The 23,184-nt window shown below is 49.3% G+C and carries 19 protein-coding genes and 2 tRNA genes; 14 read left to right on the top strand and 7 right to left on the bottom strand.

Annotation, left to right across the window (positions count from 1 at the left end):
* The first annotated feature begins 96 nt into the window (after nucleotides 1-96).
* Nucleotides 97-723: a TetR/AcrR family transcriptional regulator gene (locus tag EL628_RS08850; protein ID WP_126579593.1), complete on the top strand. Its 627-nt coding sequence runs from the start codon at nucleotides 97-99 to the stop codon at nucleotides 721-723.
* Nucleotides 724-817: 94 nt separating this feature from the next.
* Here the strand turns inward: EL628_RS08850 and EL628_RS08855 are convergent, their stop codons facing one another.
* A complete protein-coding gene (locus EL628_RS08855; protein ID WP_126579594.1) occupies nucleotides 818-2,917 on the bottom strand; it encodes a GAF domain-containing protein in 2,100 nt (699 codons plus the stop codon).
* Between the two features lie 440 nt (nucleotides 2,918-3,357).
* On the opposite strand from EL628_RS08855, the gene EL628_RS08860 reads away from it, so the two are divergent.
* Together EL628_RS08860 and EL628_RS08865 are read left to right on the top strand one after the other, a co-directional pair.
* Nucleotides 3,358-4,746 carry a purine-cytosine permease family protein gene (locus EL628_RS08860; RefSeq protein ID WP_126579595.1) on the top strand — a complete coding sequence of 463 codons (1,389 nt, stop codon included), beginning with the start codon at nucleotides 3,358-3,360 and terminating at the stop codon, nucleotides 4,744-4,746.
* A 133-nt stretch (nucleotides 4,747-4,879) separates the two neighbouring features.
* The gene (locus EL628_RS08865; protein ID WP_126579596.1) at nucleotides 4,880-6,169 is read left to right on the top strand and encodes a cytosine deaminase; all 1,290 of its coding nucleotides are present in this window, start codon (nucleotides 4,880-4,882) and stop codon (nucleotides 6,167-6,169) included.
* Nucleotides 6,170-6,194: 25 nt separating this feature from the next.
* On the opposite strand, the gene EL628_RS08870 is transcribed toward EL628_RS08865, so the two are convergent.
* On the bottom strand, nucleotides 6,195-6,878 hold the full coding sequence (locus EL628_RS08870) for a hypothetical protein (RefSeq protein WP_126579597.1): 684 nt from the start codon (nucleotides 6,876-6,878) through the stop codon (nucleotides 6,195-6,197).
* Between the two features lie 396 nt (nucleotides 6,879-7,274).
* Between EL628_RS08870 and EL628_RS08875 the strand changes: the two genes are divergently transcribed.
* On the top strand, nucleotides 7,275-9,731 hold the full coding sequence (locus EL628_RS08875; protein ID WP_126579598.1) for a GAF domain-containing sensor histidine kinase: 2,457 nt from the start codon (nucleotides 7,275-7,277) through the stop codon (nucleotides 9,729-9,731).
* Nucleotides 9,706-11,103, top strand: coding sequence for a sigma-54-dependent transcriptional regulator (locus EL628_RS08880; protein ID WP_161975366.1), 1,398 nt, complete (start codon nucleotides 9,706-9,708; stop codon nucleotides 11,101-11,103). Before EL628_RS08875 ends, EL628_RS08880 begins: the two co-directional genes overlap by 26 nt.
* A 1-nt stretch (nucleotide 11,104) precedes the next feature.
* On the opposite strand, the gene EL628_RS08885 is transcribed toward EL628_RS08880, so the two are convergent.
* Complete coding sequence (locus EL628_RS08885) at nucleotides 11,105-12,118, bottom strand: GAF domain-containing protein (protein WP_161975367.1); 1,014 nt, start codon at nucleotides 12,116-12,118, stop codon at nucleotides 11,105-11,107.
* 207 nt (nucleotides 12,119-12,325) lie between these two features.
* Between EL628_RS08885 and EL628_RS08890 the strand changes: the two genes are divergently transcribed.
* The 4 genes from EL628_RS08890 to EL628_RS08905 all read left to right on the top strand — a co-directional run bounded on the left by EL628_RS08890 (nucleotide 12,326) and on the right by EL628_RS08905 (nucleotide 13,612).
* Nucleotides 12,326-12,691 (top strand): response regulator, encoded by a 366-nt coding sequence (locus tag EL628_RS08890; protein ID WP_126579601.1) that lies wholly within the window; start codon nucleotides 12,326-12,328, stop codon nucleotides 12,689-12,691.
* Between the two features lie 204 nt (nucleotides 12,692-12,895).
* Complete coding sequence (locus tag EL628_RS08895) at nucleotides 12,896-13,351, top strand: hypothetical protein (protein ID WP_126579602.1); 456 nt, start codon at nucleotides 12,896-12,898, stop codon at nucleotides 13,349-13,351.
* A gap of 112 nt (nucleotides 13,352-13,463) precedes the next feature.
* A tRNA-Pro gene (locus EL628_RS08900) sits at nucleotides 13,464-13,536 on the top strand.
* A gap of 4 nt (nucleotides 13,537-13,540) precedes the next feature.
* Nucleotides 13,541-13,612: transfer RNA gene (locus tag EL628_RS08905), tRNA-Gly, on the top strand.
* Nucleotides 13,613-13,757: 145 nt separating this feature from the next.
* Here EL628_RS08905 and EL628_RS08910 read toward each other — a convergent pair.
* The gene (locus tag EL628_RS08910; protein ID WP_126579603.1) at nucleotides 13,758-14,111 is read right to left on the bottom strand and encodes a hypothetical protein; all 354 of its coding nucleotides are present in this window, start codon (nucleotides 14,109-14,111) and stop codon (nucleotides 13,758-13,760) included.
* Between the two features lie 164 nt (nucleotides 14,112-14,275).
* Between EL628_RS08910 and EL628_RS08915 the strand changes: the two genes are divergently transcribed.
* From EL628_RS08915 to EL628_RS08935, 5 genes are all read left to right on the top strand, one after another.
* A complete protein-coding gene (locus EL628_RS08915) occupies nucleotides 14,276-15,109 on the top strand; it encodes a phytanoyl-CoA dioxygenase family protein (RefSeq protein ID WP_126579604.1) in 834 nt (277 codons plus the stop codon).
* 159 nt (nucleotides 15,110-15,268) lie between these two features.
* Nucleotides 15,269-16,153, top strand: coding sequence for a TIGR03621 family F420-dependent LLM class oxidoreductase (locus EL628_RS08920; RefSeq protein WP_126579605.1), 885 nt, complete (start codon nucleotides 15,269-15,271; stop codon nucleotides 16,151-16,153).
* A 70-nt stretch (nucleotides 16,154-16,223) separates the two neighbouring features.
* Nucleotides 16,224-16,625 carry a hypothetical protein gene (locus EL628_RS08925; RefSeq protein WP_126579606.1) on the top strand — a complete coding sequence of 134 codons (402 nt, stop codon included), beginning with the start codon at nucleotides 16,224-16,226 and terminating at the stop codon, nucleotides 16,623-16,625.
* A 118-nt stretch (nucleotides 16,626-16,743) separates the two neighbouring features.
* A complete protein-coding gene (locus tag EL628_RS08930) occupies nucleotides 16,744-18,519 on the top strand; it encodes an alpha/beta hydrolase (RefSeq protein ID WP_126579607.1) in 1,776 nt (591 codons plus the stop codon).
* 23 nt (nucleotides 18,520-18,542) lie between these two features.
* The gene (locus tag EL628_RS08935) at nucleotides 18,543-19,337 is read left to right on the top strand and encodes a DUF6220 domain-containing protein (RefSeq protein ID WP_281276553.1); all 795 of its coding nucleotides are present in this window, start codon (nucleotides 18,543-18,545) and stop codon (nucleotides 19,335-19,337) included.
* Between the two features lie 434 nt (nucleotides 19,338-19,771).
* Here the strand turns inward: EL628_RS08935 and EL628_RS08940 are convergent, their stop codons facing one another.
* The 3 genes from EL628_RS08940 to EL628_RS08950 all read right to left on the bottom strand — a co-directional run bounded on the left by EL628_RS08940 (nucleotide 19,772) and on the right by EL628_RS08950 (nucleotide 23,064).
* Complete coding sequence (locus EL628_RS08940) at nucleotides 19,772-21,244, bottom strand: sensor histidine kinase (RefSeq protein ID WP_126579609.1); 1,473 nt, start codon at nucleotides 21,242-21,244, stop codon at nucleotides 19,772-19,774.
* A complete protein-coding gene (locus EL628_RS08945; protein WP_126579610.1) occupies nucleotides 21,241-21,933 on the bottom strand; it encodes a response regulator transcription factor in 693 nt (230 codons plus the stop codon). Before EL628_RS08945 ends, EL628_RS08940 begins: the two co-directional genes overlap by 4 nt.
* Nucleotides 21,934-22,263: 330 nt before the next feature.
* The gene (locus tag EL628_RS08950; protein ID WP_126579611.1) at nucleotides 22,264-23,064 is read right to left on the bottom strand and encodes an MBL fold metallo-hydrolase; all 801 of its coding nucleotides are present in this window, start codon (nucleotides 23,062-23,064) and stop codon (nucleotides 22,264-22,266) included.
* Between the last annotated feature and the right edge of the window lie 120 nt (nucleotides 23,065-23,184).

Here is a 23,184-nt window from a genome sequence, read left to right on the forward strand (position 1 = left end):
CATATTGTGTCATCTTTACTTGACTTTGCTAAAAGTGTCCCTTAGAATAGTCTGGCTACCACAAACATCAGGAAAGAGCGTTATATAGGAGGAGCGATGGCAACGACGCATCTTCAGCAGACTCTCAAGGAGAAGCAGCGTCAGCAGCGTGAAGACCTTATTTTAAAGGTTGCTGAAGAGGTCTTGCTGGAAAAAGGATATTATGAGACATCGATGGAAGAGATTGCAACACGGGTTGGGATAGCAAAAGGAACCGTCTACCTGCACTTTCCCAGCAAAGAAGATCTGGTGATCGCCATTTTTGCCCGCGATATGCAGACCTTTTTGCAAGGGTTTGATACCGCAATTGCTTCCCAGACCAGCGCCAGCGAGAAACTAACAGCATTGCTCTCTTTTGCCTACACTGGTATCTTTAGTAATCGCACACAACTCTTATCATCTATCTTAAATAGCGTTGATATGCGCCGTATTTTTGCTGAAAAAGGCGAATGCTTGCGTTCGATCTGGCAGGCCCTGGCGGAGAAAATTAGCGTCATTCTCGAAGAGGGCAAAGCTTCTGGTGAATTCGATGCAAGTATTCCCACAGGGATTATGGTCAGCTCCTTTGTCAGCCTCCTCTCTCCTCAGAAATTTGAGCGCTTGATTACTGTAGAACAGCTACCTCCAGATGTTCTTGTGTATTATATTAGCCGTATATTTTTCAAAGGCATTGTCATCAAGTAAGGCCGCGTCACGGTGTGCCACATTGTGGAGATAACTATCATCCAGGTGCGTTCGCATAATGATAGTTACCAACACAATGTGGCATAGTTGAGCATCAGGCACCGCTGCTGCGTAGCTTATAGACCTTGATTGCAACCTGTAAGGTGAGCCAGTTGCTGCGTTCTTGCAGGTCGATATCGCAGAGAGATTGCAAGCGTTCGAGACGCTGGATTAAGGTATTACGATGTACAAAGAGACGATCGGACGTTTTCGTGAGATTTCCTGCGCATTCCAGATAGGTCTCCAGCGTATCAAGAAGATCAGTATTCTTGCGCCGATCGTAGCTATCGATGCGTGCAATCTGATCCTGATAGACATCGCGCAGATCATCCATGTGCGCAATCTTGTAGAGATAACGATAAACCCCTAGATCGTTAAAATGAGTCACAATGGGCTGACGTTTGCTCTCATTGGCCTTTGGCTCATGCAGATTCTGCCCCATTTGAAGAGCCTCATTCGCTTCAGCAAAGCCGCGTCGATAGTCAATAATATGCTGGCAGGTATTGCCGATGCCAATCGAGAGATAGACATCGTACTCATTGTGCATCTGATGAGCCAGATCATCTAGCCAGCTCTTCAGTCGTGTGCCAGTGGGATCTTTAGAGAGCGGAATAATGCAGGTTAAGAGATTTTCGTGTTCGTAGAAAACCGAACCAGAAAAATTATCCTGAATGCGCCGACGCACAATGCCACTCATACGTTTGTATGCAGATTGCAGTGAGATACCCTGGGCAAGGCTACTGTTCTCATGAGAAGGCAGAGGACCAGATGAACGAGCCTTCTGACCTTTGGGTGACTGAGCGCTTTCATCCCAGCGGGTATCAACATGGGCGATCTCAATCATCACTGCTGCATGTGGGCGTGTCAGATCGCAGCCCAGAAAATGTGCGCGTTGGCGCAGTGAATCCTCAGAATCACCTGTCCCAAGCATCAGATCATCGAAGAAGCCCTTAACGAGATTCTTTTGAGCTAACTGATTGACGAGGTAACTATTTTTAATAGCGATAGCGGCCTGGTTCGCAATCGTGGTTAAGAGGGTCTGATCTTCAGAGGAGAAGCGGCGATGCTTATTCGAATAACAGTTGATCAGTCCTAATTGTTCTGTTCCCGCAATCAATGGCGCAGAGATGAGCGTGCGATACTGCGTATCTTTGAGAGGATTTAAACGTTCAATTGCGAGTGTATCGGCCTCATGTTCGGCATTCTGATCCTCAATACCCTGAACCGCAGACTCATTGAGCTCGCGCAGGCGTTCGAGCGTCTGACGATCGACCTCAATAGGGTGAAAATGGGCGCGTTCATTGTTCATGCTAGGGGCCGTCGCACGTACAGTGAGCCTTCTACCATTCTGCCTTGGTGCCTCCAGATCCCGTTCGCGTGCCTGATCCATGAGCATAATAACGCAGAGATCAACCTCCATAATCTGCACAGTCAATGTTGCCAGTGAGCGGAGCATATCATCGAGATAGAGACCAGAACTAATTGTCTGGCTGAGGACAGAGAGAGAGGTTAAAATACTCAGTTTGCGCTGCGTGTTTTCGTAGAGTTGAGCATTTTCGATCGCGCTGGCAACGAGCGCAGCGGTATTACTGATAAAGCTATGGTGTTGTTCAGTAAATTCGTGTGGAGCAACTGCTTGCACAGTAATGACCCCAATGAGGTGTCGATTTTTCGCAATGATAGGCACCGTCATAATCGACTGAAACTTTTCCTCTTCCAGTTCAGGAAAATAGCAGAAGCGGGGATCTTCCAGAGCCTCTTCCTTGAGAAAGACGGGTTTGCGATGGAGCGCGACCCAGCCAGCAATGCCTTCACCCAGCGAAAGCGTGATTTTACCCACAAGATGTTGATACTTCTCATTGGTACTGGCGAGAATCAGGCGTTCTTTGTCTTTGTCATACAAATAAATAAAAGCCATTTGACAAGAAGTTGCGCGGACGACAGTGTCCACCAGATGGCGTAACACTTCCTCAAGCCGGAGTGTAGAACCAACTGTTGAGATCACTTCATTGAGTAAAGCGTTCTCCTGTGTACGCATTTCGATCTCACGGTGTAGTGTAGAAAGTTCTGTTTGTAGATCTTCGAATGATTGCTTACCTGCATCCTGCGGGGAATAAGAGGAAAGCTGATGATTGGTACTGGCCTTGTAAGACATGCAACCTCCTGATCTAACATCAGATAGCACAGGTTTGAGTACCTGGACACCACTGTTGCAGTCGTTGGAACGGTGGTACAAAGAGATTCAACCATCCCTGTGTGTACAAGTTCGCTACAATGTGAGACGAGCGACCAACATTATGCCTGAGCGGTACAACGTTGGTCGCCCTGAGTGGGTTCAATGGGTATGGATACAACATCCATAACTATTACCAGCCATTGTACCCATTTTCTGTCGCTACGTCTAGAGTTTCCTCTTCAGTTTCTGCGGAATCTTGACAAGTTTATTTTTTTGGGTATTATACAAGAGTATAACCTGTTTATTTTCACCGTACACCGCTGTACGTTTTTTCGTGCAGCGTTTTTTTGTGTACTTATTCTTTGGTACATCATTTTAGTTTTCTCTTATTTTTCGTCTCCTTAAAGGGGGTATCGTCAATGGCAACAGAGACCGTCGTGACGGCCGAACAAGAATTGGGTATTGAGACACGTGGTATCGAGCGAGTGTCGCCCAAATCGCGTACTCATGTTCGTATTTTTGATAATTTCACCACCTGGCTTTCCGCAAATCTTGTTATTTCCACCGTTGCTGTAGGGGCTCTAGCGGTTCCAGTCTTTGGCCTGGGCTTCTGGCAGAGTATTTTAGCAATTCTTCTTTTCAATATTTTGGGCGTTTTGCCTGTGGCATTTTTCTCTACATTAGGACCAAAGCTCGGTCTGCGTCAGATGACTATCTCGCGCTTCTCCTTTGGTTGGGTTGGGGCCATTGTTATGGCTCTCTTCAATATTGCAGCCTGTATTGGTTGGTCAGCAGTCAATGTGATTGTAGGCGGGCAGCTTGTCTCTGCTCTCAGTAACGGAGCGATACCATCCTGGGTCGGTATTATTGTTATTGCTATTGTCACAACCATTGTCAGCATTTATGGATACAAGTTTGTTCATGCGTATGAGCGCTATGCCTGGATTCCCATGGCATTAATTTTTGTCATTCTGATGGTGATTGCAGGACCGCATGTTACGATTGTACCACCTCCTGCTTATAGCTTTGCCACGATTGCTTCGTTTGTCTCCTTTGGTGGAGCGGTATACGGGTTTGCAACTGGTTGGAGCTCATATGCATCTGACTATACCGTGAACCAGCCTGAAGAGACCTCTGCGGCACGCGTGTTCTGGCTAACGTTCCTGGGCGTAACGATTCCTTGTATTTTGTTAGAGATTATGGGAATGGCTCTGACCACTGGCTACAAAGGCAATGGCGCTGGCGATCTGTTGTCAGCAGTATTGCAGCCCTGGGGTGTTGCTGGAAAGCTTCTGCTGGTTCTGCTGGCATTGAGCGTTATCGCAAATAACATTCCTAACGACTACAGCCTGGGTCTGACCATGCAGGTTCTTGGGCGTTCCTTCCAGTATGTCAATCGTGCTGTCTGGACGTTGATTGGAGCTGTGATCTATATTGCCATCGCTATTCCTGCTTCCGCCAACTACAATGGCACGTTAGAGAACTTCTTGTTGCTCATTGCCTATTGGTTGGGTCCCTGGGCCATTATTCTGGTGATTGAGCACTTCTTCTTCCGTCGTGGTAGCTACAACGTTGATGACTGGAATACAGCGAGCAAGTTACCTCAAGGTTGGGCTGCACTCATTGCGATGGCTGCTGGATTAGTTGGTGTCTATCTGGGAGCTGCTCAATTACTGTTTGTTGGGCCGATTGCTTACTGGTTGGGTGGTAAGTATGGAATTGATATTGGCTTCGAGCTAGGTGTTGTTTTTGCAGCGGTTGTCTACGTGATTTTACGTTCGGTTGAGCGACGTACAGCTGGCCGCTAGTCTGCGATCTGTCTCGAGTGACAATGATAGGGAGTATTACCGATTATTGGTAATACTCCCCGTCCTTTTTTGGGAGGAATGCGTTTTTCTCTAAGGAAAAGAACGTAGTAGTGAAGTGAAACTGAGGTCTGTCATGCCATATGATCTACTCATTCGCCATGCCCAATTGCCCAACCGGCAGGGTCTGGTAGACATTGCTATTCAGGATGGTCGTTTTGTCCGTATTGCGCCAGAGTTGCTGAATGGGTCAGCCCGAAGAGAGATAGATGCTGCTGGACATCTGCTCTCCCCTCCTTTTATTGATGCACATGTCCATCTGGATGCAGTATTGACGGTGGGTCAGCCGCGCTATAACGAGACAGGAACGCTCTTAGAGGGAATTCAGATCTGGAGTGAGCGCAAGCCGGATCTAACCCATGAGGATGTCAAGCGACGTGCGTTAGAAGCGATCCGTTGGGAAGTTGCACAAGGAACAGGCTATATTCGGAGCCATGTAGATGTCTGTGATCCGAAGCTGACCGCTTTGCGAGCGTTACTCGAAGTACGGGAAGAGGTGCGCGATATCTGTGAGCTTCAACTTGTCGCATTTCCGCAGGATGGTATCCTCTCATTTCCGGGTGGGAGAGAGCTTATGCGCAAAGCGATGGAGCTGGGCTGTGATATTGTGGGAGGGATTCCGCACTATGAATGGACACGGGACATGGGAGTAGAGGATGTCCATTATGTCTTTGAGCTGGCCAAAGAGTTTCAGCGAGACATTGATTGTCATTGTGATGAGACTGATGATCCTCACTCTCGCTTTACAGAAGTGATGGCGGCAGACACCCTGATGCAGGGCTGGCAAGGGCGTGTGACTGCCAGTCATTGTACAGCGATGGGCTCCTATGATAATGCATATAGCTTTAAACTCATCCGTCTACTGGCACAGGCTCAGATGAACGTCATTGCCAATCCATTTGATAATATCGTATTGCAGGGCCGTTTTGATAGTTATCCCAAACGTCGTGGTGTGACACGTGTGAAGGAGCTCCTGGCCGGGGGAGTAAACGTCTCGCTAGGTCATGATTCAATCATGGACCCCTGGTTTCCTCTCGGGCGTGGCGATATGTTGGCAGCAGCCCAGCAAGCGTTATTCTTATGTCATATGAGCGGCTATGAAGAGATTCAAGAGATCTTTGAGCTTATCACCAATAGAGCTGCCCGTACCCTTCGCGTGCAGGATCGCTATGGGATTGACGAAGGGAAACCTGCGGATTTCTTGCTCCTGGATGCTCCGTCAGCGTTTGAGGCATTGCGTCTCTTGCCCGCACGTTTACATGTCTTCAAGGCAGGGCATGAAGTTGCCAGTACCGCGCCAGCACAGAGCATCGTTCGTCGAGTGGGAGAGAACGAAGGTACAGCGGTTACCTATCGTCCATACTAGGAGTGAGTATGAGGATTGGGCGAGTCTAAAGAATATTGACCGCTCGCCCAATCAGCACTGCCAGGATAGTCATAGCAAGCAAAGCCTCAATCATCATCAACACCTTGGCTGGCCTGGTAAGTGGAAACGTATCAGCGGGGCTAAGAGCCGTTGCGCCGGTAAACGCAAGAAAAACATAATCGACAAAGTTTGGTGCCCAGTTCTCAACACTATTGCCACTGGCCTGCTGTGGAAAAAGAAAATCGGCTGCTCGATGTCCAGCATGATGGCGAGCAATGGGACCTCCCCCATCTATCTCCCAATACCACAACGCAAAGACAAGGATATTTGCAATCCAGAGGAGAGCCCCGGTGCGCAACAAAGAGATAGCCTGTGCCTCGCTCCTATGAGGCAGCGTTGAGATCAGTAACGTGACCCCAATCACCAGCGCCAGGGTTACACCTCCTAACAGAATAAAAGATAGAGACCGATTTACTTTTGCAGAGAGCGGCCTTTGAAAGAGGTGGCTCAGAATAACGGGCAGGACAAGAACAATTTCAAAGGCGAGCGGGAGCCAATTGGGCCCCAGAGTGAGCCTGGCAGGTAAGAACAGGAAGACCACCCCGATCAACAACGTGCCGCCAATAGCGATCAAGCGTGCCGTAAATGGAAGTTTCTTCTGCTGCATATGAGAAACATCAGCATCGGATGGCTGTTGGGTTTGATTCATGTGTTTGTAACTATCCTTTTAAACTAGAAATGATACATTTCCTGATAATCTTAACGAATTGATCCTCCAAATGGCATCCCTATTCATCAACACGTTTGTGTGATCCCTGGTGTATTGATCGGGTGGGTTGGGTCTGCAGAGAGATGCCATCCTTTTTATTCATCGACCTCTCTTTTTCTTCTTGTGTATTTAAAAATACATCCTATATAAGAGATAGCAGAAGAGTTCCTTCTTTTGTTGTCTCGTAGTAAAATGACAAAGTATTCAGAAAAAGGATGAAATGATGCAAATTCTAGTCATATCTGGTATAGTGGATATGATCCGATCAATACTGCCTCCTTGTTGGTCAGCGGTTGTGGTGAATGTGTGGAGAGGGAGGTATGAGAGGTACATGTGATGATGGATGTGGGGCAAAGACATGAACAACGTAGTACACCAGAAATACTGACAGCTTTACTCAATGAATTGAGTGCGATCACAGATTATCGTACCTTGCGCGACAGTATTCCCCGAAGATTGACGCTTTTACTCAACTGTCAGTGTGTCTTGCTCTACCAGCGCGTAGACGAGACATTACAGCTGGCATCCGCATCGTTTGGAGAGAAACCAGGCTGGTCAGCGGCTCTCCTTGCAGTGGCTCATATTAATCCAGTGCGTCTGAGTAGTGATATTCCTGAAGCACGTGCCTGGCGTGAACGACGTCCAGTCTGCCAGCCCGTGAATCAAGTCAAGAGCATCATGGTCCCCTTGCTTTATCGTCAACAGTGCATAGGCGTATTGAGTGCCCTGCGTGGATCGTTAGAAGGCTCTGAAGAGGAAGGAAGAGAAGATCCAGTGCCAGGGATCTGGAGCGCCGACGATCTTCCTCTGTTAGAAGCTGCGGCAGGGATTGTCGCCCTCCTATTAGAGAACACTCGTCTATTGGAGCATGATAGGATGCGGATTCACGAGTTATCGTTACTTAACAGCATTAGTAGCCAGATTCATTGTTCGCTGTATGAAGTTGAGCGTATTCGCAGCATCGTTACACAGCGTGTGAGAGAGATCGCCTCGGCGGATCTCTGCGAATTATTGGGTCCTACACCATTGGAGGGAAAAGGAGATTGGTTAACACCCATCTTATGCGAGAGACTCTTTCAGCGTTTTCAAGATCAGAGCTCCCCTTTGATTCTTGAGCGGATGGGGCAAGAGAACGATGGATATGAGAATGGCTATCTGCTTGAATTACCAATCGAGATCAAGACCTTTTTTGCGATTCCTCTGCTCAGTGCACGAAGTTTTGGGCGTTCTGGATCAGCGTCGTTCCCGCATGGGAGTGGCCGATTGAGCGAAGAAGCGAACGAGTCAAAGATATTAGGAATTATTGTTGGCGGAATGTACAGACCCTGGAAGTTGAGGCAGACCGAACTGACGCTACTGCAGGTACTTGCCAGTCAAGCGGGAGCCGCCTTAGAGAATATGCACTTAATGGATGAGGTTGTCGAAGCGCGTAATGAGGCTCGCAAGCTTTTGCGGCAGGTTTTGGATGATCAGCGCCTCAAAGAACTGATCTTAGAGAGCATTCCAAGTGGATTAATCACTACAGACCTGGAGGGGCGTATTCAAACCTTTAACCATGCGGCTGAAGCGGTGCTTGGATATTCATCCTTTGAAGTTTTGGGGCAATCGTTGCATAAATTTCTGGACCTGCGCTCAACTTTCTCTTCATTACCCTATGCACAGCCACCTAAAACGCCTGGTCAGCCCCAGGAACTTCTGTATACATCAACATACACAGGCGAAGTACAGCAAGGGACTGTAACGATAGAAGATCGTTATGATCGAGAACTGGTGCTTGAAGTAACAATCAATCCATTATGTAATGACCTTGGTGAGCGAATTGGGATGCTTGTCGCCTTTACAGATATGACCTCGATGCATCGATTGGAGGAAGAGAAGCGCCGTTTAGATCGCCTTGCCTCACTGGGCGAGATGGCAGCTGGAGTTGCGCATGAAGTTCGCAACCCATTGGCCTCAATTAAGACCTCTATCCAGATGTTACAAGTTGATCTTCTGGCCGAAGAGCTCCCAGGTGAAGATAGTGAACCCAGCAAAGCGGGTGGACCCATTGAGAGTGGAGATGAAGGAGCAGCCTGGGTACAGCAATCGATAGCTGTGATTTTAAAGGAAGTTGAGCGTCTTGATACTATCGTCAGAGACCTGCTTCTCTTCGCCAAAAACGGACAACTGCATCGAACGCGCTGTTCCTTTCCGGATATCTGTCAACTGGTCTTAAGTATGTTACAGCCTCGTTTTCATGCGGCAGGCATTGCCGTGCATCAGGTCTATGACGAACTTGTGCCAGCCTGGATTGATCGAGGGCAGATCGAGCAGGTCTTACTCAATCTCTGTCTGAATGCGCTCCAGGCCATGTCCGATGGTGGAATTTTAACGCTTTCCTGTCGAAGCATAGCAGCCACCTATGCTATTCGTCAACGGAGCGATCTGCAAGGGCGGGCCTACGCTATCAATGCTCCCGGTTCGCATGTATCGAAAGAGGCTTCTGTTCAGCAGTGGTTAGAGTGTGTCATCAGTGATACTGGAGTTGGGATGACACCGGACCAGCTTCAACATATCTTTCAGCCTTTTTATACAACTAAAGCTCATGGTATTGGTCTGGGACTGGCCATCTCACGTCGTCTTGTCGAAGATCATGGTGGGTACCTATTAATTGAAAGTCATCTGGGATATGGAGCTACCGTAGTGATGCGGCTCCCCCTTCTCACAGATGCATATATGCAGGCGTTACAGAGGGCCGAAGGAGGCGAGAAGGAAGGAGAGAGGCACAATGAGTCTGACAATTCTCATTATTGATGACGAGCCGTATCTGCCCCATCAATTTGCGCGTTTTCTCAAAAAGAATAATTATGAGGTCTTTACGGCAGCAGATGGTGAGACAGGCCTGATGGAGCTACAAAAAAACACCATTGACCTTGTCCTGTTGGATCTACGGCTTCCCAGGCAGGGTGGATTAGAGGTACTTGCTCAGATTCGTAAGCTTGACCCGGATGTACCCGTCGTAATGCTTACGGCATATGGGGACGTTCAGACTGCCGTTGCGGCTATGAAACTGGGAGCGGCAGATTATCTTCTCAAAGGTTTTGATCTCGCAGAGCTGCTCCTGGTTGTTCAGAGGGCGCTGGAGACCAGCGCAATGGCGCGTGAACTACGAGTTTTGCGGCAGGAATTGAGCAATAAGTATCATTTTCACTACGTCGTAGGACAGAGTGAGCGTATGCGTGATGTGTTTGACATCGTAGCACGAGTAGCACCCCGCGACGTCTCCGTCTTGATTACGGGTGAAAGTGGAACAGGCAAAGAAGTGATTGCTCATGCCATCCATGAGCAGAGTGGTCGCGCATCAGGACCTTTTCATGCGTTAAACTGCGCAGCGATTGCTCAGAACCTTCTAGAGAGTGAGCTCTTTGGATATGAGCCCTACGCATTTACCGACGCCAAAAAGCAGAAGAGAGGGCTGCTAGAATTGGCAGAAGGAGGAACATTATTCTTAGACGAAGTTGGCGAGATGCCATTAGATATGCAGGCCAAGCTCTTACGAGTTTTAGAGACGCGAAAATTTTTTCGTCTGGGAGGAAGTAAGGAAGTCCATATCAATGTGCGCGTTTTAGCAGCGACCAATCGTGACCTTGAACAGGCCAAAGGGGCAGGTTCCTTTCGTTCAGACCTTTTTTTTCGTCTTGCCGTCTTAACCATTCATCTTCCACCATTGCGTGAACGACCAGGCGATATCCTCTTATTTGCCACACGGTTTATTGATGATTTTAATCGTACAATGGGGAGAAATGTGCGTCGCATCGTCCCTGAAGCCCAGCAATTTTTATTAAGATATAGCTGGCCAGGAAATATTCGCGAATTAAAAAACGTAATTGAGCGGGCGATGATTCTGAGCACAAGTGATGAGATTCTGCCGGTGCATCTACCTCGTGAGATAGTAGGATCAGTGGAGGTGCGAGACATTCAGTCTCTTGATCCCTGGGAGCAGTGGTTAAATCAGCGTCCAATTGAGCCAGTTTCATTTGAAGAGGTAACAGCTCGTTTTGAGCAGCATCTGCTTCGTTGGGCATTGGAGACAGCGCAACATAACCGAACCCGCGCAGCGGAGCTTCTGGGCTTTGGAAAGTACGATCAGTTGCGCTACCTTATGCGTAAGCATAGTATTGAATGAATTATGCAGGTGAGAAAGGTTTCTCCTGTTCGAACGAAGCGTTCTGGAAGGCGAGGAGCTCATTTTCGAGATCCTGCCAGGCCTGTAGCTCGATCTCTGCATTGGTGAATTGTAGCTGTTTTTGTTGAACTTGAAGAAATTTGGCCGTAACGCGTTGACGGAAATCGGTCAGGATAGGGCGTTGAACCTCAGGTTTTGGCATGACACGTAGTTCAATCTGTTCCGTAGGATAGAAATCGGATTTTTCAAAGGCCAGAGAGATAAGATCACTGAAAGTCGCGAGCAGATTCAACCGCTGTTGAGAGAAATAACCAGGCTGAGTACTCGAAGCTAAGAGGCAGCCAGCAACGCGTCCTTCAAAGCGGATGGGATGGGCAGCGGCACTGACCTCATATTCATCTTGAACAGCAGGAAACGTCTTTCCCTGGCGTAGATCATCATCACTCACAATATGGCGAACTTCGACAGCATACCCGGAGAGAGATTCTAGACCGAGAAAGAGCACATCGTGTTCCAGATCGGCAGTCCAGGGAGGGGTGCCCTTCCCAGCGCGTTCGCGGAGACTACGGATCTTGTCATCAATGGGTGAGGGTGGCATACATTGAACTAATTTGACGGCCATCCCCAGGCGATTAGGATCAAGGAGAAGCAGGGCTTGTTTCAGCACCATCTCGCTGATCCGCCAGAAGCGCAGACTTTCGGTTGTAGTTGTACGAATATTGAGCACCTGAGCGAAGAAATCGGATGGAATCTGTGAGGACGTATCCTCAGTGAGCCAGGTTTGAATCTCAGGATAAAGCTGCTCAAGAGCATCCAGGAGCTCCTGGCGGTGATTGGGATGGACCACCTGAAGGAGATGAATCAAATGGAGACGTTGCGGTTTTGATTCACCGCTGGCCCAACGACTGAGTGTCATATTGGTGACACCAAGGGCAGTAGCCAGGCGTTGACGTTCATTGGGTGATTTGATGATACCCTGTAAGATACCGGGCCAGGAGGGCTGAGGGGTGACCATGTCTTTCCACCTCTTTATAACTAAAGTATTGATTGTCAATCTCTGCCGCATATGATAGCAGAGGGAAAGTCAGCAGTCAACAGTTAACAATTGCAATTGAAGGGAAAAAGAGTGAGAAAATATGGATCGAGCCAGTTGTACTTCTGACATAAAATCTGTATCATAAGAGAGGGCCTAGAATGTGAGAAGGGTGAGCAGAAGGAAGCTATGGCCAAACGGATACTGGTAGTAGATGACGATAAAGAGATTCGTGATATTGTAGCCTTTGTGCTCGTACGTCATGGATATATGGTTGAGGGAGCAGCAAACGGTCAGCAGTTGCAGCAGCACCTGGCTATGCAGTTACCAGATCTCATCATTCTTGACGTGACGATGCCGGGGACGGATGGCTATGCGCTCCTGAGGAAGGTACGTAATCATCCATCGACAAGCCATATTCCTGTAATGATTATTACAGGACATGTCGAAGATATTTATGAACGCATTAGCGCAGACCTCGGAGCCGCTTATCATCTGACGAAACCATTTCATCCACTTGAACTGGTGGAAAAAGTGCAGACATTAATGGACTAGAAAAGTACCACAAGATTGATAAAAGAAAAGAGAGTGCTTGACCTTTCAAATTGGCACAGAAAATACTAGACTAATATTGATCCAGGTCTTAAAATAATGCTAGGAGTACTCTGAGGAAGGTATTTTGAGGAGATGTCAGGTATCATGAAGAATGGACCCCCTCTTCTCTAGTCGTCTTGACGAGAACAAGGAAGCAGAGCGGCTATGCCAAACAGATATGAACGTGAGATCGAAGAGATTCTGCGCAACCTGGAGGAGCCGAATTCCCGGCCTGCCCCAGGTCAGAAGTATACGGAGCGAGCGACGAGAAAGCCAAATCCAGGCGTACGTCCTCCTCACACATTCTTAACCTGGGTGACGAACCTGACCCCCTCAGAAAAATTTCTGGGTGTGGGCATCATTCTGGCTCTGATAGCAGGTGGCTATGAATACGCAGTGAGGGCAGATATATTTTCACTAGTACTTGGTATAGCCTCTCTTATCTGCATAACAGTGGTTGCTCTTTCGCATTATGTGCTTCAGCCGCGACGCCCCCGATCGGTTCGTTATGGCAATGTCACCATCACTCCGATTCGTCGAGATCCGGCCAGCTGGTTTCGGACGCAATGGAATCTATTCAAACTCAAATTACAGTATCGACGCAAGAACCCGGGGAGGTAGAGCAAGGATGGAAGCCAGTCTGGGTGAACAGTTTCCCGGGTTTTTGCAGAATTCATCAAAAAGGTGTTGACAAAGAAAAGGATCCATGATATAGTTCAGATACGTTAAGCGACGGGGTGTGGCGCAGTTGGTAGCGCGCCTGGTTTGGGACCAGGAGGTCCGCGGTTCGAGTCCGCGCACCCCGACTCTGCGGGAGTAACTCAGTGGTAGAGTTCCTGCCTTCCAAGCAGGCTGTCGCGAGTTCGAATCTCGTCTCCCGCTTTTTTTGTGTCTATCATCCCCTTGCAGGCCCTTGAGAGGCCGCTTCACACGAAGCACCCCCTCATCAGGTCAGCAAGGGGATGAATGTGTTTTTGGAACAATACTCCCCGACGCGTTGTCGCATACTCATCCCCGTTTTTCCTCCTTAGGCGCTTCGTTGGAGCAATGCCTCCCCGACATCATCAGAGAGTTCTCGATGAGCGGTTTCCTCCTGGAGCAGCAGATGATTGATGTGATTCTGCCAGTCATCAAGCACGTTGAGGGGGAGGCCGTAGTGTTGCTGTTGATAGTCTTGTAATGCCAGAAGTCCGTCGCGTCCGTAGCCAGAGCGGGGTGGGGGGAGGTGACGATCCTCCCACAGAGCAACAAACGGAGCTTCGGGAAACGATGGAAGGCGACCCAGGGCAAACGTTAACCGAAAGAGCCACCATTGCTGAAGGTAGAGCGTTGCCAGGATGAGGACGCCTGCCGCTCTTGAGCAGGAGCGAGGCAGAAGCACCGATGACAGATTAATGACAAAAGAAGCCGGGCATATTCATGCTGCTGTCATCTGGCAGCCCTATACTCAGGGAAAGGACAGAGAGGGCGCGATTCATTGTTGTACAGACATTTTCCGAACAGCGCCTCCAGGCAGAATAGGTATGTTGAAAGGAACAAGCTACGATGAGAAGCCTCAACGAGCCACTGGTCAGCAACGGCTATACGTTAGCCATGACGTCGGAGAGATTGGGGTGGCTCGAACCGAGAACGGCGAATCTCCCGATGGAGCAATTGCGCGAAACCTACCATCAGCAGGGCTACCTCTGGCTGAAAGGCTTTTTCAAGCGAGACATGGTGCTGAAATTCCGCGACTTCTTTTTTGAAACCATTGCCGAGCGCGGACTCCAGGCGTATTTCGAGATCATTACCTCGCGCGAGTATGAAGAGTTCTGTACTATGCCGCATCTCTGGAACTTCTACAAGGAGTTTCTCCAGGGCCCACCCTACCTGCACCGACGCAAGATGCTCCGCTTTAACATTCCTGGAGAGGATCACTGCACCGGCGGACATTACGATCTGATCTACCTGCGCTCCGGCACTGATAGGCTCTGCACGAGCTGGATTCCATTGGACGATATCCCGGTCGAGATGGGCGGGCTGATCTACCTTGAACATTCCGACGCGGCGGGACGCCAGTTGGAGGCTGAATTTCGCGCAAAGAACGCCGAACTGCCTTCTGAAGAGCGCATCAGCGCCTATAACCGCAATATGCGCGCCAATGGCTGGGTCAGCACAAACCTTGCCGAGATGGCCGAGCGCTTCAACACGCGCTGGTTGGTCGCGGACTATGAAGCTGGCGATATGGTGATCCACAGCCCTTACATGATCCACGCTGCGACCTTGAACAACGATCCGCTGCTCAGGACCAGACTCTCGACGGATATTCGTTTTCAGTGCGTCGACGATGAGATCGACCAGCGCTGGGCCAAAGACTGGTCCCTGGGCGACGATCTGTAGGCCTACAGATCGCGAAAGGAGTAAGATGACAATTTGATGACAAAAAAAGGCAAGAATGTTCATAGTTCAGTCATCTCTATCCGCTACACTGTTGTTGCAGATACAGAAAAACACAATGCCCATTGAACATTTATATTGAACATTCATAAGGAAAGTACCATGCATAAACCATTTCGCTTTGGCGTGCAGAGCAGCGGCCTGATGTCTGAACGATCGTGGATGGCTCAGGCTCGACGAATTGAGGAGCTTGGCTATGCCACTTTGTTGATGCCTGATCGTCCCTCCATGGGTGGTTTTGCTCTCTTTCCGGCCCTGACTATGGCCGTTGCAGTAACAACCACATTACATGTTGGCAGTTATGTCTTCTCTAACGATTATCATCACCCACTGCTTCTGGCGAAGGCCGTCGCTACCCTGGACGCTTTCTCAGGTGGACGTTTTGAACTCGGCCTTGGTGCAGGAGTCGGTGGGGGCGAATATGAGCAGATGGGCCTGACCTTCGAGAACGCTGGTACACGTGTGAGCCGCCTGGAAGAAGCTCTTGCTCTTATCAAACAATACTTTACTGCTGAAGAAGTAAACTTTTCCGGCAAGTACTACACCGTTACTGGCATCAAGGCACTACCAATGGCGGTCCGGCAGCCACATCCTCCCATTCTTATGGGCACCGCTGGCAAACGTATGCTCACGATCGCCGCTCGCGAAGCTGATATTATCGCTCCAGCCATGAGAATGGGGCTACAGGGTGTTGATCCCACAGATGTGCCGATGGAGGAAAAAATAGACTGGATACGTGAGGCCGCCGGAGAGCGTTTTTCTCACATTGAATTGGCTCAACCTGCTTATGAGATCTCTCTTAGTGACAATTCCGCTCCTGTTTTCTCCCCTTCTGGCATGCGTATGCCTATGAGGACGATGACTACAGATCAGGCGATTGAGCACCTTCTCGCTCATCGGGAGCGTTATGGATTTTCTTATATTCATATTTTTGATGGCCAACTAGAGAATTTTGCCCCTGTCGTAGCGCGCTTAAACGGTAAGTAAAGCACACTGCGAGCAAAAGAAAAAAACGTCTTACTCTTCACCCACTATGATTATCAGGAGGTTTTTTGTCATGCGCACAACACGAATTATTCAGATCATTATTGGTATCGCTGGTTTAGGCGCGCTACTCCTTGGCCTACTATCCTGGATTGCTCAGATGAATGTAATTGGCATTCATATGCTGTTCGGCCTGGCCGTCGCTCTGACGTTACTGGTTATGAGTATTCTCGCGCTTATGACCAGAGGCATGAGGGTCTGGGGGATTGCAGGTGTTGTATATGCCCTGTTTGTACCAATCTTTGGCGTCACACAATTCACTCTGCTCATTGGTGATCTCCACTGGCTGATACGTACTGCACATATGCTGGTTGGCATTGGTGCCATGGCTCTGGCCGGAACGATGAGTGCTCGTTACGCGGTGCTTAAACAGCGCCGTACCAGTCCTGTTACTGAACCGCAGTCCGTGCACTAACAGATCTGGTCTGTTTTTCTGCTGGAACGATACTTTGCAGATACGAGAGAAAGAGTATAAAAATCAGAACATATAAGGACTAATATTATTGTTAATAGTCTATAACAGGTGACATAAAATGATTGCTCAATGGACACGTCTGACCACGACACGAAGGGTAGGGAGCATCGTATTGCTCCTGGCTTTTCTCCTCACGCTCACCAGTTTTACCGTTCAGACAACGCTGAATTACCCGGCTCTTCTTCTGATGCAAGCCCCACTGGCAAAACCGGCTGGTTTACAAGAGGTCCTTACTGTATGCCTGGCCTCTCTCGCGTTTGCTGTATGTTCCATGCTTCTCATCGCTGTTTCACGGTTATTGGCAGCATTTCTGGAGGAAAATGGGAGCAGACGTGTGAACATTGTCGGACGTCTCGCAGGGATATCCTGGGCCACAGGCAGTGGACTCGGATTATTGCTTGTGCTGCTCTGGAGTACAACGGTCTCATCTGTAGTCTTCATCCTTGCCTTCGCTCTCTTTCTATTGACCGAGATCGGTGCGCCACTCCTCCTGCTGTCCTGGACAGTGATCCTGGTCAGGCAATTGCGAGCGTATCAAGCAATTGGGTACCTCGGAGCCATTGGTCTTTTGTTGACCTGCTTGCGTTCGCTGCTCTGGGGACTCAACGCACTCATACCGGTCCCATCAGGGCTCTATGGAGTTGCAGGGATACTGAACATGCTGGCAGTCCCAGGAAGTTCCTTCTGGCTGCTCTGGCTCTGGCTGTTCGGTGTCTGGTGCTTTCGCCAGGATAAAAACGTGCATAAGTTGATAAAAGCTCCAAAATTTGCCAGGAAACATCTGCAGATCAACGAAACGCATATCAAGCGCCGCAACGTTTTACGATCCTTCGCCCGCGTAGGTGTGGGAACTGCTGGGAGCGCTTTTGTGCTGGCACGCACCGGCTTGACGATTGGCAACGCACCCCAGAGTGAAAGTGACGGTGTTCCTGGGGAACCAAGCCTGATCGCGTCCTTCTACTTTCTGCTCTCAGTCATCTTTGTGCGACTCTTTCCAGGAAACTCGGCCCCATTGAGAACAACTGTCAACACTCAGCGGCTCTCCTTCCCATTTGCCATCTCTTTTGAACGCGTTAATGCAGACGGAGTCCCGGCGCAGTTCGTCTCCGCCAGAGGAGCCACAAAGAACAAAGTCATCCTCTACCTGCCTGGGGGCCGTTTCATGGATGTTGCACGTGGGGTGCATTTTTTCTTTACTGCGCAACTCTCTCAACAGACCGGAGCATATGTTCTCATGCCTCAATATCGTCTGGCACCTGAACATCCTTTCCCTGCTGGCCTGCAGGATTGTATGACAGCATACAAGTGGCTGCGCAAGCAGGGATTCGCCGCCTCACAGATCATTATCGCTGGAGAATCGGCCGGTGGAAATCTGACGCTCACCACAGCCCTGGCATTACGCGAGAGCCATGAGGAGCTACCAGCGGCTCTGGTCGCCATCTCGCCAGCATGCGATCTGACCAGAGCCGAGCCTGATCCTCTGCTAGGAGACAATGTTTCAAAAGCATATGCGTCCTATACCAATCATGGCGCGGTAGATCCCCATCATCCACTAGTCTCGCCGCTCTATGCGGATGTCCATGGCTTGCCTCCAACCTTTCTATTGGCAGGGACTGAGGAGTTCGCGAAGCGAGATACGGTGCTCATGGCAGATCGGTTACGCCGGGCTGGAGTCGAGGTCAAACAGGAGATTTGGCCTGGAATGTGGCATGCCTGGCCCCTTTTTACAACTGATACTACCAGGTTATCTCCAAACAATGCGTTACCTGAGGCACAATTAGCCATCAAACATATCACGAAATTTATACGGAAGCATCAGGAAAGAGGAAATTAATAAGCACAGCCTGGGGAAGAGCAATACACAGCGTACTGGGACTGCTATTGTTGCTACTCACGCTGCTGTTACCATTAGCGGCCTTGTTGGCACGATTGCCTGGCAAAATAACCATCTGGAGTGCTGGGCTTTTCGTGCTGACTCTGATCCAGGTGATACTGGCTGGTTTCTCCAGAAGCGTTCCGTTTCTGGCCGCATTGCATCCGTCTAATGCCATGCTGCTGTTTGGTCTGAACGTGATCCTGATCATTCAAGGATGGCAAATGATGGAGAAGAAGAGTCCCGAAATGGAACAAGCACTGACAGCACAAGCACTTCATAACAGGAGAACACGTCATCGGGTGCCGCTGGAGATCAATCTAGCAACCGGAGGCTACCTCCTGTATACGTTTATCAGCGTGAGTGTCCTCACGCTCTTTTTCCTCAACCGCAATGATGTTGTCAATGCGGTCAAAGCGCTAAACCCTGATTTTTCGCAGCGTGAGATTGATGGGTCAGTGTTCTCGATCCAGGTGATCGTCGTAGGGGCACATATCTTCTTTGGCACCTGTGCTGCCTGCCTTGCTTTCCTGATTCGCACAGGCAAAAACTGGGTACGCATAGCAAGTAGCGTTGTAGCTGGCCTGGCGGTTCTGGAAATATGTTACGAATGGCTCTCGCCGACGGATGTCCCGGCAGTCCTGGCTCCCAATCAACGAATCTATGCCGTTTTTGTCCAGATTCTCATGACCCTGATGGTACTGTCCTGTGTCGCGTTGCAGTGGATTCCCCAAACGTCCCGTAAATTCATCACAGCGCAGGAACGACCAATTTCCTGATCTGCCTTAATACGCCAAAAGGACAGGTTTAGGTTGAGCATCGAGCTTGTTCCTGGTTAAGATGTTCCAGGATGTCTGGGTGAACCCCCCCTTATTGCTCGCATGCCCCATATGTAGATGTGCGTCGCCGCTTTGTTCCTCATTAACCCGGTACTCACTTAGCGGCGCGTGCGTTCTACCTGCGTGAACTGGCTTTCGTCGAGGAGTACCGGGCCCATACTAGCAGGACTTCCCCTGAGTCCTTTATAATCTTGCCTATGTGTTTGATGTGATTCTCAGGATGAGCAGTGAGATGACAAAAAAGGGCAAGAATGTTCATAGTGTCGTCATCTCTACCCACTATACTGTTGTTGCAGATACAGAAAAACACAATGCACATTGAACATTCATGAGGAAAGTATCATGCATAGCGGGGAAGGACGCATCCTGGTGACCTATACGACCTGAGCAATGAGTGGTAGACGAACTTCGAAGAGTGAGCCCTCTCCAGGTGTGCTCTGGATGTAAACTTCGCCTCCATGGCTATGAGCTATCCACTGAGCGATAGAGAGCCCCAGACCGGTCCCACCTGGCTGGATAACATGTGTCTGCCTCTCTTCCTGACTGCGTGTACGCGCTTTATCTACCCGGTAGAAGCGATCAAACAGGTAGGGGAGATGATCGTTATCAATGCCAGGTCCATCATCCTGAACACGAATAATCCCCCAGGCTTTTTCAACGGTCAGTTCTACATAGACGTGTGTCCCCACCCCACTGGTATATTTAATGGCGTTTTCTACAATATTCATGAGCATCCGGCTTAAGTGCTCGCTATCTCCCTCTACCAGGAGTTCTGGTAAGTCACCTGTAGCGAGGTTGATCTTATGCTGTTGTGCCAATGGTAACAGGCGTTCAACGCTTGCAAGGGCGATATCGCTTAAATCTACCTCTTCTTTATAGAAGGTAAACTCACCTGTGTCGGCCCGTGCGAGGAGGAGCAAGCTATTGACGATGCTTGTCATCTGCTCATTCTCGGCCTGGATACGTTCCAGGGTGTTGCGATACACCTCAGGGGTCTGGGATTGTGTCAGAGCCTGATTAATCTCCAGGTTAATAATGGTGAGAGGTGTACGCAGTTCGTGGCTAGCGTCAGCGGCAAACTGGTTTTGTCGTTTGAATGCGGCCTCCAGGCGAGCTAGCATCTGGTCAAAGGTTGCTGCCAGCTCACCAAACTCGTCTCTGCGTGGCAAATGCAGGCGACGACGTAGGTCCGTCGCATTAATTTCATTGGCCGTACGTGTGATCATCTTCACTGGTTGAAGGGCCTTGCCAGCTAGCCAGTAGCCTCCTATCGCTGCGACCAGTAGGCCCATGGTAGCATGGAAGAGCCAGATAGACATTAACTGTATGGGGTGTTCTTTCGCTTGCCCAAGCACCAGAGTAGCAATCCGAGCGTCATGTTCTAGAAGAGGCGTCACCAGGAAGCGATACGTAGAGGTGTTGCCTTGCCAATTCCCTGTATGTGATAGTTGAGATAGGCTAAGGTCAAATAGAGCCTGGTTGCTATCTACACGCTCCTGAAGCAGTTTTATGGTATCTGTGGGAAGGGGAGTCCCACGTTTATCCAGAATTGTGTGATCTGGGCGTAACAGGAGTACGACTTCATTTTGGGAGATTTTTAGTTGCTGTGAAAGAGGTGAGATGTGCTGTAAGAGGAGCGGTTTATAGGTCTCACGCAGGTATTGAGTATCCTGATAGAGTTGCGTTTCCACCCGGCTTTCAGCGGTGCTGGGGCTAAGAAACGTCTGTGTGGCATACAGGCTACCCCCGAAGAGAAAGAGAATAAAGCTGATAATGGCTAAATACCACAGGGTCAGGCGTACCCGTACACTGGAGAAAAAGGGCACGCGAGTCGTTTGATATTTCATTGCGCCTCCTGTCTCGTGTTCGGAGCCGAAAGGCAGTAGCCAATACCACGGATAGTTGTCAGGAGGTTGGTGGCAAAAGGATGATCAATCTTGCGACGCAGGCGGCGTACATAGACATCAATAACGTTGGAATTGCATTCAAAGTCATAGTTCCAGATGTGCTGTTCAATCATATTCCGTGTTACTACCTGTCCAGGATGATACATAAAGTATTCGAGGAGAGCATATTCTTTGGGTGTCAGATCTATAGAGCGTCCTTCTCGCTCTACTGTATGCGTAGCCGGATCAACAAATAAGCTGCCTATCTCCAGGCGTGAGCTTTTATAGGGTTGCTGGCGTCTCAGCAGGGCACGCAGGCGAGCCAGCAGTTCGCTCATAGCAAAGGGTTTGACCAGGTAATCATCGGCTCCACAATCTAATCCTCGTACTCGATCATCGATCGTATCGCGTGCCGTCAGGAGCAGGATTGGTGTCTGAACACGGCGGCGGCGCAGTTCGCGACAGACCTCCAGTCCATCCTTTTTGGGCAGAAGGATATCCAGAATAATCAGGTCATACGGAGTGAGTTCAGCAAGATCCTGTCCCTCCTGACCATCATAGGCTGTGTCAACACTATACCTCTCATTGACGAGGTTTGTTTTCAACGATTCGCTAAGTCTGTAATTGTCTTCTACCACAAGAATACGCATTGTAAAAGTTTGCTCCTCGAAAAGGGTTTGTAGAGCGTGCATATGGGCTGCGTTTTATATGCACGCCTTATCTTCCATGATGAGCCGTTCCATTGTACCCTCATTATGGCATGTCAAGATGACAGAATGATGACAAAAAGTCGCAATCTGTTCCTCTGATCGGAGACAATATAGTTCATTTCTCCGAACAAGTTGACAATATCCTCAATGATACTCGGTTGCTCTAAAGCAGGTTGATCCAGCATACGAGAGTGTCGTATGGAGCTGTCCTCGTGCTCATTGAGCAAACGGAACCTTCTCTTTCGCCAGCGCCTCAACTATGTCAATGGATCATACGTCAATGCGGACAGATTGGCCAAAGGGAAGGAAGCACAATTGATCTTCTAGCCCAGCTTTTGCGAACGCTTCTTCAATCTCGGCACGACCCTCACTCAAATGTGCCCACCCCTCGTAATGAATCGGAATGACCATCGCCTTTCCAAGAGCTTTTGCGAACAGTGATCCTTCACCTGCGCTGAAGGTGAGGTGAACTGGTCCCAACACTTCGGGATCAGCAGCTGCGCCGAAGTGAAGCAGTACTGTTCCCACCTGGAAACGCTGAGGAATCTCGTGTAGTGCCTCGAAGAGAACCGTATCTCCTGACACGTAGAGCGCACCATGTTGCTGTCCTTCCCATTCCAGTATCCATCCAGTCACATCGCCCATGGCGTCTTCCAGTTCTGGTGGACCATGTCGGGCTGGCGTGCTCGTCACACGAACATGCAGATGATTAATTCCCGAAAGAGTGACCGTCTCCCAGGTAGGCACGCCTTGAGCATTCTTTTCCAAACGCTGTGCTCCAACGGGAGTGGTCAAGACCTGTTTGACCTGTGATAGAAAGGCACGTCCCGCCGAGTCAAGATTATCGATATGTTGATCGTGGCTCAGTAGGACAGTGTGAACTTCTCCAATCTCGGAGGGGAAACGTGCCGGATCGGTCTTTTTCACTAATTCATATGGGCCATCAACATACCTCGTGCCAGCCGGGTCGAATGTAGGATCAGTGAGGATGCGAAGTGGCCCTATCTCAATAAGGACTGTAGGCCCGCCAATATGCGTGATACGGACAGGAATAGTGGGTGCTTGAATCATGATCTCTCTCCTTCGTAGGGATGAGTGAAAGTCGAATGGTTCCTAAAAATATACGTATCTTTTATCATTTTGATGCGTATATAAAGCGGGGTTAGTATAGTAGAGTAAAATGGACTTGTC

Origin of the sequence: Tengunoibacter tsumagoiensis, from assembly GCF_003967535.1 — a bacterium.
GTDB classification, from domain to species: domain Bacteria; phylum Chloroflexota; class Ktedonobacteria; order Ktedonobacterales; family Ktedonobacteraceae; genus Tengunoibacter; species Tengunoibacter tsumagoiensis.